The sequence below is a fragment of the Lentzea xinjiangensis genome (assembly GCF_900110955.1).
In the GTDB taxonomy this organism is placed as follows: Bacteria; Actinomycetota; Actinomycetes; order Mycobacteriales; family Pseudonocardiaceae; genus Lentzea; species Lentzea xinjiangensis.
Genome location: NZ_FOFR01000014.1, coordinates 37602 through 50058, shown reverse-complemented (window position 1 = coordinate 50058; position 12457 = coordinate 37602). Strand labels below are relative to the sequence as shown.

Here is a 12457-nt window from a genome sequence, read left to right as displayed (position 1 = left end):
CTCAGCCTGCGGGGCGGGACCGGCGGCCTTCGACGACCGCGTCGGCGACCGTCTGGACCTGGGACTCCGGTACCTCGACGGCGCCGTCGACGCCGTTGATCGTGACCACGATCGGGTAGAGGCGGCGGACCGGGTCCGGGCCGCCCGTCGCCGAGTCGTCGTCCGCCGCGTCGTACAGCGCCTCGATGACCGCGCGGATCGCGCCGTCGGCGTCCGCGTCCGGGTCGTAGAGCTTCTTCAGCGCCGACTTCGCGAAGAGCGAGCCCGAGCCGACCGCCTGGTAGCCCTGCGACTCCTCGTAGCGGCCACCGGTGACGTCGTAGGACACGATGCGGCCCGCGCGGTCCGAGTCGGCGGCCGACGTGTCGTAGCCCGCGAACAGGGGCACCACGGCGAGGCCGGCCATGGCCGCGTCGAGATTGCCCCTGATCATGGCCGAGAGGCGGTTCGCCTTGCCGTCGAGCGACAGCGGAACGCCCTCGATCTTCTCGTAGTGCCGCAGCTCCACCGCGTACAGGCGCACGATCTCGATCGCGATGCCCGCGGTGCCCGCGATGCCGACGGCCGAGTGGTCGTCGGTCACGAAGACCTTCTTCATGTCGCGCTGGGCGATGACGTTGCCCATCGTCGCGCGCCGGTCGCCGGCGATCACGACCCCACCCTTGTAGGTGGCCGCGACGATCGTCGTCCCGTGCGGGGCCTGGACGGCCCCCTCCGGGAGCTTCCGGGCGCTGGGCAACATGTCGGGTGCCTGCGCCCGCAGGAAGTCCGTGAACGACGACGAGCCCGGCGTGAGGTACGCCGAGGGCAGCGCCGCGGCCGGGTAACGCCCGGTCGAGCTGTGGTCCATGTGTTGGCTGTTCTCCCGTCCCGAAATGGTCAACAGGCCCCCGAAGGCCTACTGACCACCCTTTTGCACGTATGCGCGGACGAAGTCCTCCGCGTTCTCCTCGAGCACGTCGTCGATCTCGTCGAGGATCGCGTCCACGTCCTCGCCGAGCTTCTCGCGGCGTTCCTGACCGGCTCCGGCAGCGCCATCGGCACCGTCGTCGCCGTCGCCACCGCCCTGGTGCTGCTTCTGTTCCTGGGACATCTCGGCCTCCCGCTCACTCGCCTGACAAGAACACTACCCAGCGGCACCGACAAAAATCCTGAGCCACTCGGGTAGACGATCACCCGCGAGTCAGCGCGTCCACGAGCTGCTCGGCGGTGTCAGAAGCCTCCAGAAGCGCTCCGACGTGGGCTTTCGTGCCGCGGAGCGGTTCGAGCGTCGGGATGCGCACGAGCGATTCCCGACCCAGGTCGAAGATCACCGAGTCCCATGACGCGGCCGCGACCGAGGTCGGGTAGCGCTCCAGGCACCGGCCGCGGAAGTAGGCGCGCGTGTCCTCCGGCGGGGTGGTGATGGCCGCGCGCACCTCCTCCTCGCTGACCAGGCGCTTCATCGAGCCGCGCGCGACCAGGCGGTTGTAGAGGCCCTTGTCCAGCCGGACGTCGGAGTACTGCAGGTCGACCAGGTTGAGCCGCGCGGAGCCCCAGGCGAGGCCGTCGCGCTGCCGGTAGCCCTCGAGCAGCCGCAGCTTCGCGACCCAGTCGAGCCGGTCCGCGCACAGCGCCGGGTCGCGGGCCAGGTCGGTCAGCACCTCGCCCCACACGCGCAGGACGTCGCGGTCGCCGACGCCCTCCTTCTCCACGAACGCCGTCGCCCGCTCGTGGTAGGCGAACTGCAGGTCGAGGCCGGTGAACTTGCGGCCGCCGGTCAGCTCGACCTTCGTCTTCAGCGTCGGGTCGTGGCTGATCTGGTGCACCGCGCGCACCGGGTCGACCAGGCGCAGGTCGTCGAACCGCTGCCCGGCCTCGATCATGTCGAGCACCAGGGACGTGGTGCCGACTTTGAGGTACGTGGAGTACTCGGCCAGGTTCGCGTCGCCGATGATGACGTGCAGGCGGCGGTACTTGTCCGCGTCCGCGTGCGGCTCGTCGCGGGTGTTGATGATGCCGCGCTTGAGCGTCGTCTCCAGGCCGACCTCGACCTCGATGTAGTCGGCGCGCTGCGAGAGCTGGTAGCCCGCTTCCTCACCGGACGGGCCGATGCCCACGCGGCCGGAGCCGGTCATGACCTGGCGCGACACGAAGAACGGCGTGAGGCCCGCGATGACGGCGGTGAACGGCGTCGACCGCTGCATCAGGTAGTTCTCGTGGGTGCCGTACGACGCGCCCTTGCCGTCGACGTTGTTCTTGTACAGCTGCAGGCGGGGCTGGCCGGGCACGGTGGCGGCCTTGAGCGCGGCCTCCTCCATCACCCGCTCCCCCGCCTTGTCCCAGATCACCGCGTCGCGCGCGTTGGTGACCTCGGGTGCCGAGTACTCGGGGTGCGCGTGGTCGACGTAGAGCCGCGCGCCGTTGGTGAGGATGACGTTGGCCGCGCCCAGGTCCTCGACGTCGGAGTCGGCGGGGTGACCGCCGGGCGAGCCCAGGTCGAACCCGCGCGCGTCGCGCAGCGGCGACTCCACCTCGTAGTCCCAGCGGGCACGCCGGGCGCGCGGTATGTCCGCCGCCGCCGCGTACGCCAGCACCACCTGTGTCGAAGTGAGCACCGGGTTCGCGGTCGCGTCGCCCGGCACCGCGATGCCGTACTCGACCTCGGTTCCCATGATCCGCCGCATGTGCAACACCTTATGACCTGACCCCGGCATCAGCGTGAGGGGAGCTTCACGGTGAAGCTCCCCTCACCCTATTCACCCGGATGCCAGTCCGGCCGCAGGACGGATCCGCGCGGCGCCGCGGGACGGGCCGAAAGCGGCCACCACGGCGAGCGCCACGACCGCCGCCGCCCCGATGACCAGCGGCAACACCACGGCCAGGCCCGGCAGCGACATGTCGATGCCGGTCGAGAGGATCGCGATCTGCGCGTAGCCGAACCCGAGCGCGCCACCGCCGATGACCCCGACGAGGGCCAGCATGACCGCTTCGGCGACGACCCCGCTCTGCAGTCCGCCTCGAGTGACGCCCAAGGCGCGGCGCAGCGCGAGCTCCTTGCGGCGTTCCTGGACGGAGATGGTCAGCGCGGTGCCGATGCCGGTGACGGCGACCGCCACGGACAGCCCGAGCAGCACCATCATCAACACGGTGCCGAGGTGCAGGTACCGGTCGGCCTCCGCCCGCTCGTCGGCGTCCGTCCGCACGATCACGGTCGGGTTGTCCGGCAGCGCGGCCTGCAGGTCCGCCCGGAACCGGGCCGGGTCGACGCCCGGCTGCAACGCGACCAGCACCTTCTGCGCCGGTCCCGCAGCCGGGCCGGCGACGACCGGCTCGTAGCCGGTGAGGGTGCCGGACACGTTTCCGACGACCTCGTACCGCTTGCCGTCGCTCTCGACGAACGGCCGGTCCCCCCAGTGCAGGGGCACGATCGCGGTCCCCGCGGCGAACCGCTCGGCGCCGCCCACCTTCTGCGCCCTCAGCCACGCCTTGAACTCCTCCGGGTCGGCGGCGGAGGCGTTCTCGGCCTTGTGCAGCACGACGCGGGCGGCCATGCCGGGCAGCTGCGGGATCTCGGGCAGCGGCCGCGCGCCCGCGTCCACCACGGTGGCGTCCGGACGTTCCTCGTTGGCGAACTGGTAGGACATCTGCTGCGCGCCGCCGAGCAGGACCAGGAAGAACGTCACCATCGAGCTGGCCAGCAGCAGCGGCAGCGCGACCGACGCCGAGCGCTGCGGCATCCTGCGCACCTCCGCGCCGGCGAGCTTCCACTGCGTGCCGCCGATCCTGCCGAACGCCCGCGCGAGGAACGGCACCGTCACCGGGCCGAGGACCCAGAACAGCCCGGTCACCGCGGCGATCGCGGAGAACGTGACGGCGAGCGGCGCGGCGGTGGTGCCCTTGGCGGCGACCGCCGCCACCGCGAGCAGCGCGGCGCCACCGGTGAACAGCAGGCCGAACACGAGCCGCAGCCGGCGCACGGACCGGGTCGGCACCTCGTTGTCCGCCTCCCGCAGCGCGGCGAGGGGTGACACCCGCGCGGCGTTGATCGCGGGCCGGACGGCGGCCGTCACGCTCAGCAGCGCGGCGACGACGACGCCGAGGACCACGTACCCGAGCGAGGGCAGCAGGTCCGGGCTCAGCTCCACCGCGCCGAACAGCGCGGAGATGCCGGTGACGTCGAACGTCCTGGCCAGGATCCACGCCGTCGGCCCGCCGAGCAGCGCACCGCCGATGCCCGCCATCGCGCCCGTCAGCAGCGCCTCGAACAGGCTGCGGCGCACCAACGGCCCGCGCTGGGCGCCGATGCACCGCAGCAACGCCGTCTGCCGCTGGCGTTGCGCGTAGACCGCGCGGAACGTCGCCGACGCCACGAACACCGCCGTGGCCAGCGCGAGCACGCTGAACGGCAGCAAGACGAACATCAGGTCGTTGCCGACCTTGTCGGCGTCGGGCGCCGGGGTCCACACGACGTACGACGCGCCGGCCGCGGCGGCGACGGCCTCCCGGGTACCGCCGATCACCCAGACCTGCTCGGTCTCCGGCCGAAGGTCGAGCTTGCGCGCGAGGTCGGGGCCGGCTACCAGGACCGGCAGCGAGTCCACCCCGCCCTTCTTCAGGACGCCGCTGACGGTCACCTCGAACGGCCTGCCGTCCGCGGCGGCGAGCGCGATCTTGTCGCCGGGCTTGAGCCCCCGCTCGTAGGCGGTGATCTTGTCGACGGCGACCTCGCCGCCGGCCGCGGGCTGCCTGCCCTCGGCGAGCGGCCAGCGCACCAGGTCCGGCTGCTGGACGTGCACGTCGGCGCGGTGCTGCCCCGCGCGTCCGCCGGCGTCGAGCAGGTCCGCCTGCGCCACCTGCACCGGAACCGCCCTGCCGACAGCGGAGAGCCGCGCGAGCAGCGCGTCGTCGAGCGCCGGGCGGGTCTGCTCCCCGGCGGCGGGGCCGTCGTACGACGGCGGCTTGACGTCGACCACGTGGCCCACCGCGGACGGCGTGAGCGGCGCGCCCTCGTCGACCGACCTGGTGAGCGCGTCGCTGAGCACCAGGGCGGCCAGCAGGCACGCCACGCCGACCACGAGGGCGACGCCGGGCAGCAGCGCGCGGCCGGGCCGGGCGCGGAACTCGGCGACGCCGAGCCGCAGGGAAGTGGACACGGATCCTCCTCGGTGACACGTCTGACGGTCACGAAGGTAGGAAGGGAGGTGATCAGCGGGCGTCGGACTGGGGTAGCAAGCTCGCGTACGACCACAGGAGGACAGCGGGATGATCAACCTCTACGACGAGGACGCGAACGTGATCGGGGAGGTCACGCGCGAACGCATGCGCGCGGAGAACCTGTGGCACGGCTGCGCCACGATCGTCGTGCGGTCCCTGGACGGCGGGCGGGTCTACGTGCACCGCCGCACCGACACCAAGGACGTCTTCCCCGGCCTCTACGACTGCACCGCGGGTGGCGTGATCGACGCCGGCGAGCACCCCGACGAGGCGGCGGCGCGCGAGCTCCGCGAGGAGCTCGGCGTCGTCGTGCCGCTGACGAAGCTGTTCACGTCCCGGTACGTCGACGAACACACGCGCTACCACGTGTGGGTCTACGAGGCGCGCACCGACGGCCCGTTCACCCACCAGCCCGAGGAGGTGGCCTGGGGCGGGTGGATGGACCTGGAGGAGCTGCGCGGCAGGATCGACGACCCGGACTGGCCGCTGGTGCCGGACGGCCGCGAGATCGGCCGCGAGTGGCTGCGCCTCAGTTCCAGCTGAGCCCGGCCCGCGTCCGCCAGTACTGCTCGGCTGGCTCGGCCAGCTCCGGCAGGTCCACGTCGATCCGCAGGGCGTCCACGTTGGACCGGAGCTGCTCCGGGCTCGCCGCGCCGGAGAGCACGACGTCCGCCCACGGCTGCCGCACGATCGCCGCCAGCGCCACCGCGTCCGGACCGACGCCGAGCGCTTCCGCCCGCGCCGCCACCGCGGGCGGTGGGTCCACGACCAGCCTGCCGTTGGCCACGCCCTCCTTGACGATCACGCGCAGCCCGGCGTCGTGCGCCTCCCGCAACGCGTCTCCCGCCGAGGTCTCCAGCAGGTTCCAGGTGGACTGGACGCTCTGGAAGACGCCGAGGTCGAGCGCCTTGCGGATGGTGTCGGCCTGCCGCGGCCCGGAGGTGGAGAAGCCCAGCGGGACACCGATCCCGGTCATCGCGTCCCGCAGCGCCGCGTCCTCGAACAGCGGGCTGTCGGCCGTCAGCGAGTGCACCTGGTAGAGGTCGACGCGCGGCAGCAGCGCGCTGGTCTCCCGCCACTGCTGCGCGAACCGCGCCAGCGAGTGCTCCTTGACCTCGTGCACCTCGGCGTCGGGCCGCCAGTCCGCGGTGTAGGCGTAGCCCCACTTGCTGGAGATCGTCACGTCGTCGTGCCCCGGCAGCCACGACGACAGGAAGTCCTCGGACAAGCCGTAGGAGCGGGCCGCGTCGACCCAGCGGATGCCGAGCTCGTAAGCGGTGTCGAGAACGAGGTGGCACTGCGCGCGCATCGCGTCGACGTCGCGCACACGGGGCAACGCGTCCTCACGGCCGAGGTTGATGTAAGCGGGACGGCCGAGTGACGCGAGACCGAGAGCGAGTTGTGCCATGCGGCAACGGTAAACGGCGGCCCCGGAGGACCGCCGTTCACGTGCCCCGCCGGGGCCGGTGACGCGGGTGGGTCAGAAGTCGTCGGCCGTGCGGAGGTGGTTGCGCACCCACTTGCCGGCGTCCTTCAGCGGACCCTCACCGGCGAAGCTGCTGCCGGAGCACGTGCCGGTCCTGAACACCGCACCCGTGCGGTGGTCGTCGGAGAAGTTCCAGTTCGTCCAGGAGATCTTGGCCTCCTTCATGAACGCGATGAACTTGTTCGCCATGGTGAAGTCGTTGGGACCGTCACCGGACGCCTCCTGCGAGCCGAACTCGGTGACGAAGACCGGCACCTGGCTCGAGACCGTGCGCAACGCGTTGAGGTACGAGTCGCGGTGGTCCTTCGCGTAGAAGTGGAAGGTGTACATCAGGTTCGAGGCGTTGACCTTGTTGCGGCTGACCTCGTTGATGTCCGTGCCGTCGGACAGGCCGAAGGTGGACCAGCCGTGCGTGCCCACGAGCACGAGGCTGTCCGGGTCCTCCGCGCGGATGGTCGGGATGACGGCCTCCGCGTAGGACTTGATCCGCGACCACGACACGCCGTTCGGCTCGTTGGCGATGTCGTAGATGATGTTCGTCTTGTCCTTGTGCCGCTGCGCGATCTCCTTGAAGAACGTCTTGGCGCGGGTGGTGTTGTGGTTCGGGTCGCCCGGCGAGAGCTGGTGCCAGTCGACCAGCGCGTACAGGCCGCGCTTAGTGGCCTCCTCGATGTAGCCGTGCACCATGTCGGTGAACCGGCGGGGATCGCTCTCGTAGCCGCCCTCCTGGACGTACAACGAGATGCGGAGGATGTCCGCCTTCCAGTCGTTCGCGAGCGCGTCGAGGGACGCGGTCTTGACGCACTGGGAGTACCACTGGATGCCGTGGGTGCTCATGCCGCGCAGCTGGACCTGCTTGCCGTTCTGGTTGCACAGCTTCACGCCGCACACCCTGAGCTGGCCGTTGACCGCCGCGGGCGAACCCGCCGGCAGCGCGGCGGCGGAGACGTCGCCCGCGGGTGCGGCGGCGACGGAGCTGCCCGCCGTCACGCCGGTCAACGGAAGCACGACTGCCGCGGCGAGCGCCACCACAGACTTCTGCCAAGCCATTCAGCGTCTCCTCTCGGAACTGCCGGCGGCGGATTAGTTAGGTAAGTTTCCTTACCGTTAAAGGTATGGACGACCATAAAGCCGGCTCCGGAGGGAGTCAAGCGTCCTGTCGCAGCAGAGCCACCGTTCCGGCACCGAGCGCCACCAGTGCGTAGAGGAGCAGGCACGCCACGGCGGCCGCCGGGCTCAGGGGCGGGTCGTCGACGACCCCGGCCACCTCCCACACCAGGTACGGCACCATCACCGCCGAGGCGTCGACGTCCCACGGCTCCGGCAGCATCGGCGTGACGGCCGGAACGCCCCACAGCAGCACGCCCACCACGACGACCGTCACCGCCGTCGACCTCACCGCGAGCCCGATGCCGAGACCGGTCAGCCCCGTCACCAGGATCGACAGCACGGCGGCGCCCGCCCACGGCAGCACGTCGCCCAGGCCGTCCCACGGCGCGATCGGCGGCGGCCGGTCCCCCATGACCAGCCGGCTCGTGCCGGTGCTCGTCGCCAGCGCGACGACGCCGAGCACCGCGGCCGCGGTCGCGACGAGCACGGTCTTGGCCGCCAGCAGGCGTTTGCGGTCCGGCACCGCGGTCAGCGCGGTGAGCCTCGGATCGGAGGTCGCGACGAGCGCCCCGAGCGCGGCGACGAGGAACTGGACGACCGGCGTGATCACCACGCTCGAGTCGGCGGAGGCGAACTCCGCCTGCTCGGCGGCGGGGGACCCGTCGTAGTCCCGCACGATCAACCACGACAGCGCCGCGCCGGCGACGACCATCAGGCCGATCGCGGCGACGATGCCGAAGGGCGCGCGGACGGTCCGCAGCTTGGTCCACTCGGCGGCGAGCGCGTTCTTCACAGTCCCCTCCCGGAGGTGAGGTCGAGGTAGGCGTCCTCCAGGGAACCGTTGCGGGTCAACGCCTCCATCGGGGTCTCCGTGATGAGCCGTCCTCTTGCGACGATCACCACGTGGTCGGCGGTCAGCGCCATCTCGCTCATCAGGTGGCTGGAGACGAAGATCGTGCGGCCCTCCTCCGCGAGGCCGCGCACCAGGTCCCGGATCCAGCGCACGCCTTCGGGGTCCAGTCCGTTGACCGGTTCGTCGAACATCAGCACCTCCGGGTCGCCCAGGAGCGCCGCCGCGACGCCGAGCCGCTGCTTCATGCCGAGCGACAGCGCCCTGATCCGCTTGTCCCGCACGCCTCCCAGACCGACCTGCTCCAGCAGCGCGACCGCGCGCCGCCCGCTGATCCCGTTGCTCGCCGCGAGCCAGCGCAGGTGGTCCAGCGCCCTGCGGCCGTGGTGGACCGCGGCCGGGTCGAGCAGCGCGCCGACGTGCCGCAGCGGCTGGTCCAGGTCGGCGTACCGCCTGCCGTTGACGAGCGCCTCGCCGCCGGTGGGCCGGTCGAGGCCGAGGACCATGCGCATGGTCGTGGACTTGCCGGCGCCGTTCGGGCCGAGGAAGCCCGTCACCAGTCCGGGGTGGACGGTGAACGACAGGTCGTCCACCGCCGTCGTCCCGCCGTATCTCTTCGTCAGGTTCCGCACCTCGATCATGCGGAGAAGAGTCGGCCCGCCAGGCCCTGAACGGATCGGACCGCGGGCCGAACCCCGGAATCGGACCGTGGTCCGAGGCGCCGCGCCCGTGCGCTCGTTACCGTCGGCCTCGTGATCGCGAGACTGCACCTCTACTTGGTCGACCTGGCCGCCACGGCGGTGATCGGTGTGCTCGTGGCCTACGCGATGGTGGAGCACCAGGACAAGCCGTGGTGGCTCGTCCTGCCCGGCGCCGCCCTGGTCGCGCTGCCGGTCGCGGTCCGCCGGCTGTGGCCGGTGCCCGCCCTGGTGGTGACGACGGCCGCGACGGCGGTGGTGGTCGGTCGGGTGCTGCCGGCAGAGGCTCTCGGGGCACCGGTGGGAGCGGTGTGCTTCGCGCTCTACACCGTGGCCGTCGAACGCTCACGGACGTGGTCGCTGACCGCGCTCGTGGCCGCCGTGGCCGTGATCTCCGGCGTCTCCGGTGGCGAGCCGGAGAACGTGCTGGTCGTCATCTCCGCTCTCGGTGCCGTGTGGGCCATCGGGTACACGACCCGGCTGCGGCGGTCGTTCCTGGAGCGGGAGCTCTCCCAGCGGGCCGAGCAGGCGCTGGCCGACGAACGCCTGCGCATCGCCCGCGAGCTGCACGACGTGGTGGCGCACAACCTCTCCCTGATCACGGTGCAGGCGGCCAACGCCGCACACGTGCGCTCACCCGAGCACGCCTACGAGGCGCTCACCGTGATCTCCGAGACCAGCAGGGCGGCGCTGGCCGAGATGCGCGGCCTGCTGGGCGTCCTGCGCTCGGACGCCGCCCTCGCGCCGTCACCCGGCTTGGACGGGCTGGCGGAGCTGGCCGACCGGGCGTCGCTCGCGGGCGTGCGCGTCTCGCTGGACGTGCGGGGCGACACCGCCGTGCCGGAGGGGATCGGGCTGTCGGCGTACCGGATAGTGCAGGAGGCGCTGACCAACGTCGTGAAGCACGCGGCACCCGCGTCGTGCGCGGTGCTGGTGGAGGTGACCCCGTCTGCAGTGCGGGTCGAGGTGACCGATGACGGTCCCGGGGCGCGGGAGCTGGGCGTGGGGCACGGGCTGATGGGCATGCGCGAACGCGTGGCCGTGTACGGCGGCACTTTCAGCGCCGGACCTGGTGCCGAGGGCGGTTTCCGGGTCGTCGCGGAGCTGCCGCACCGATGACGAGCGTGCTGATCGCCGACGACCAGGCGCTGCTGCGCGCCAGCTTCCGCCTGCTGGTGGACAACGAACCGGACCTGGACGTGGTCGGCGAGGCGGGCACCGGCACCGAAGCCGTGGCGCTGGCCGCGGAGCTGGAGCCCGACGTCGTGCTGATGGACATCCGCATGCCGGTGATGGACGGCATCGAGGCCACCCGGTTGCTGGACGGCCCGCGCGTGCTCGTGCTGACCACGTTCGACCTCGACGAGTACGTCTTCGGCGCGTTGCGGGCAGGCGCCTCGGGTTTCCTGCTGAAGGACACTCCCCCGGCCGAGCTGCTGACGGCGATCCGGGTGGTGGCGTCCGGCGAGTCGTTGCTGTCGCCGTCGGTCACCCGCCGGCTGATCTCGGAGTTCGTCCGGCGGCCCTCGTCGCCGCCGGTCCGAGGTCTGGAGCGGCTGACCGAGCGGGAGAAGGAGGTGCTGCTGCTGGTCGCGCGCGGGCTGTCCAACGCGGAGATCCAGGCGGCGCTGCACGTCAGCCCCGGCACGGTGAAGACGCACATCGGCAACCTGCTGGCGAAGCTGCACGCCCGCGACCGCGCGCAGCTCGTGATCGCGGCCTACGAGTCCGGCCTAGCCGGCTAGCAGCACCACGACGAGCAGTGCGGCCAGTGCCAGCCACGACGCGGGGTGACCGAGGTTGAGCGTCCACCGCGAGCCGACCCGTTGGTGCACGAGCAACGCCGGGTCGGCGCGGTTCGCGTACACCAGACCGCCGACGTGCCAGTGGCGGTCGTCATCGCGTTGCGCCACACCGGTGTCCTCGCTGCCGCCGGAGTCCAGGCGATGCCCCGCGTCACCCGCGCGGAGCAGCCACACGACCGCGACGACGAACGGCACCGCCACCAGCACGACGGTCACCGCGGTCCAGACGGCTCCCGGCGCCACGACTCCCCACAGCGGCAACGCCTTGACGGCCAGCGCGGCGATGACGGACGTGGCCAGCAGAGCGACGATGCGCAACGTTCCGGTCAGGTAGGCGCGGTACGACCGTGCCGAGCTCTCCGGACGTGCCGCGTCCAGCTCAGGCCGTGCCCGTGGGAGCGTCACCGCCGCGAGCACGGCGATCACCAGCACGACGGCCTGGTGGGTCACCGGCCACGCGGCGTCCCACGGCGGGCGCCGGACCAGGCCGAGCACCGCGGTGGCGGCGAGCAGCACCGAGGCGGGGGCCAGCCACGACCACGGCAGGCGGACGGGATCGGTGCGCAGGCCGGTGTCGGCGGTGACGCCCTGCCGGACCTTCGGCCACGACCGCTTGGCCCTGGCGACGAAGGCCGCCGCGGCCCAGTGCGCGAGCAGGCACGCGACGACGAGCACGGGCACGAGCCCGGTGGCGCCGGCGAGCGTCGCGGCCACCGCGGCAGCACCGAGCACCGCGACGACCACCCGGTATCCCGTGCGGACCCGGCGCAGCTCACCGGAGCGTTCGCGCGGTACCCGCACCCCGAACGGCAGCGTCGGCCTGGCCGTCGACGGCAGCACCAGGAAGCCCGCCGTGACGAGCGCGAGCCAGACGAGGTCCGTCATCGGTTCTCCCCCTCGAAGCCGTCGAGCACGTCCCGGCTGCGCTTGAGCACGTCCTCGCGGGTGAGTCCCTGCGTCGCGGCCTCGGCGAGCAGGGTGCGCAGCCTGGCCTGCCACGCGTCGGCGAACCCCGCGTCCGGCGGCCCCGAGGTGCGGTCCCGGCGCACGACCGCTCCGCTCTTGCGGTTGATCCGGATCAGCCCCTCCTGGCGCAGCAGGTCGTAGGCCTTGCTCACGGTGTGGAAGTTGATGCCGAGGTCGACCCCGAGCTGCCGGGTCGACGGCAGCGGGTCGCCCGCGCGCAGGACCCCCGAGGCGACGGCCTCCACCACCCGGTCGCGGATCTGCTGGTAGATCGGCGTGTCGCTGTCGAGGTCGATCGTCAGTAGCACGACACCAACTCTATCTGTTATACAAGTTATAGAGCAGA

General features: G+C 71.9%; 12 protein-coding genes and 1 pseudogene. 3 read left to right on the top strand and 10 right to left on the bottom strand.

Annotated features, from left to right (window positions below):
- Position 1 precedes the first annotated feature (1 nt).
- The 4 genes from prcB to BMW88_RS26740 all read right to left on the bottom strand — a co-directional run bounded on the left by prcB (position 2) and on the right by BMW88_RS26740 (position 5135).
- A complete protein-coding gene (gene prcB, locus BMW88_RS26755; RefSeq protein ID WP_089955429.1) occupies positions 2-850 on the bottom strand; it encodes a proteasome subunit beta in 849 nt (282 codons plus the stop codon).
- 48 nt (positions 851-898) lie between these two features.
- Positions 899-1093, bottom strand: coding sequence for a ubiquitin-like protein Pup (locus BMW88_RS26750; protein WP_089955427.1), 195 nt, complete (start codon positions 1091-1093; stop codon positions 899-901).
- A gap of 79 nt (positions 1094-1172) precedes the next feature.
- Positions 1173-2666, bottom strand: a complete 1494-nt coding sequence (dop, locus tag BMW88_RS26745) for a depupylase/deamidase Dop (protein WP_089955425.1) — start codon at positions 2664-2666, stop codon at positions 1173-1175.
- Between the two features lie 72 nt (positions 2667-2738).
- Entirely contained in the window at positions 2739-5135 is a 2397-nt protein-coding gene (locus BMW88_RS26740; RefSeq protein ID WP_089955422.1) for an FtsX-like permease family protein, read from the bottom strand.
- 109 nt (positions 5136-5244) lie between these two features.
- On the opposite strand from BMW88_RS26740, the gene BMW88_RS26735 reads away from it, so the two are divergent.
- On the top strand, positions 5245-5739 hold the full coding sequence (locus BMW88_RS26735; protein ID WP_089955421.1) for an NUDIX hydrolase: 495 nt from the start codon (positions 5245-5247) through the stop codon (positions 5737-5739).
- Here BMW88_RS26735 and BMW88_RS26730 read toward each other — a convergent pair.
- The 4 genes and pseudogenes from BMW88_RS26730 to BMW88_RS26715 form a co-directional block, all read right to left on the bottom strand.
- Complete coding sequence (locus tag BMW88_RS26730) at positions 5726-6604, bottom strand: aldo/keto reductase (protein WP_089955419.1); 879 nt, start codon at positions 6602-6604, stop codon at positions 5726-5728. The genes BMW88_RS26735 and BMW88_RS26730 overlap by 14 nt on opposite strands.
- A gap of 72 nt (positions 6605-6676) precedes the next feature.
- A complete protein-coding gene (locus BMW88_RS26725; RefSeq protein ID WP_089955417.1) occupies positions 6677-7732 on the bottom strand; it encodes a glycoside hydrolase family 5 protein in 1056 nt (351 codons plus the stop codon).
- A gap of 97 nt (positions 7733-7829) precedes the next feature.
- A complete protein-coding gene (locus BMW88_RS26720; RefSeq protein ID WP_089955414.1) occupies positions 7830-8585 on the bottom strand; it encodes a hypothetical protein in 756 nt (251 codons plus the stop codon).
- A gap of 53 nt (positions 8586-8638) precedes the next feature.
- Positions 8639-9283: pseudogene (locus tag BMW88_RS26715) on the bottom strand (ABC transporter ATP-binding protein); the annotation flags it as partial.
- Between the two features lie 111 nt (positions 9284-9394).
- Here BMW88_RS26715 and BMW88_RS26710 point away from each other — a divergent pair.
- Complete coding sequence (locus BMW88_RS26710) at positions 9395-10459, top strand: sensor histidine kinase (protein ID WP_218148226.1); 1065 nt, start codon at positions 9395-9397, stop codon at positions 10457-10459.
- Positions 10456-11085, top strand: a complete 630-nt coding sequence (locus BMW88_RS26705) for a response regulator (protein WP_089955410.1) — start codon at positions 10456-10458, stop codon at positions 11083-11085. Before BMW88_RS26710 ends, BMW88_RS26705 begins: the two co-directional genes overlap by 4 nt.
- On the opposite strand, the gene BMW88_RS26700 is transcribed toward BMW88_RS26705, so the two are convergent.
- Both BMW88_RS26700 and BMW88_RS26695 read right to left on the bottom strand, forming a co-directional pair.
- Positions 11074-12030 (bottom strand): DUF5808 domain-containing protein, encoded by a 957-nt coding sequence (locus BMW88_RS26700; protein WP_089955407.1) that lies wholly within the window; start codon positions 12028-12030, stop codon positions 11074-11076. The genes BMW88_RS26705 and BMW88_RS26700 overlap by 12 nt on opposite strands.
- On the bottom strand, positions 12027-12419 hold the full coding sequence (locus BMW88_RS26695; protein WP_089955405.1) for a GntR family transcriptional regulator: 393 nt from the start codon (positions 12417-12419) through the stop codon (positions 12027-12029). Before BMW88_RS26695 ends, BMW88_RS26700 begins: the two co-directional genes overlap by 4 nt.
- Between the last annotated feature and the right edge of the window lie 38 nt (positions 12420-12457).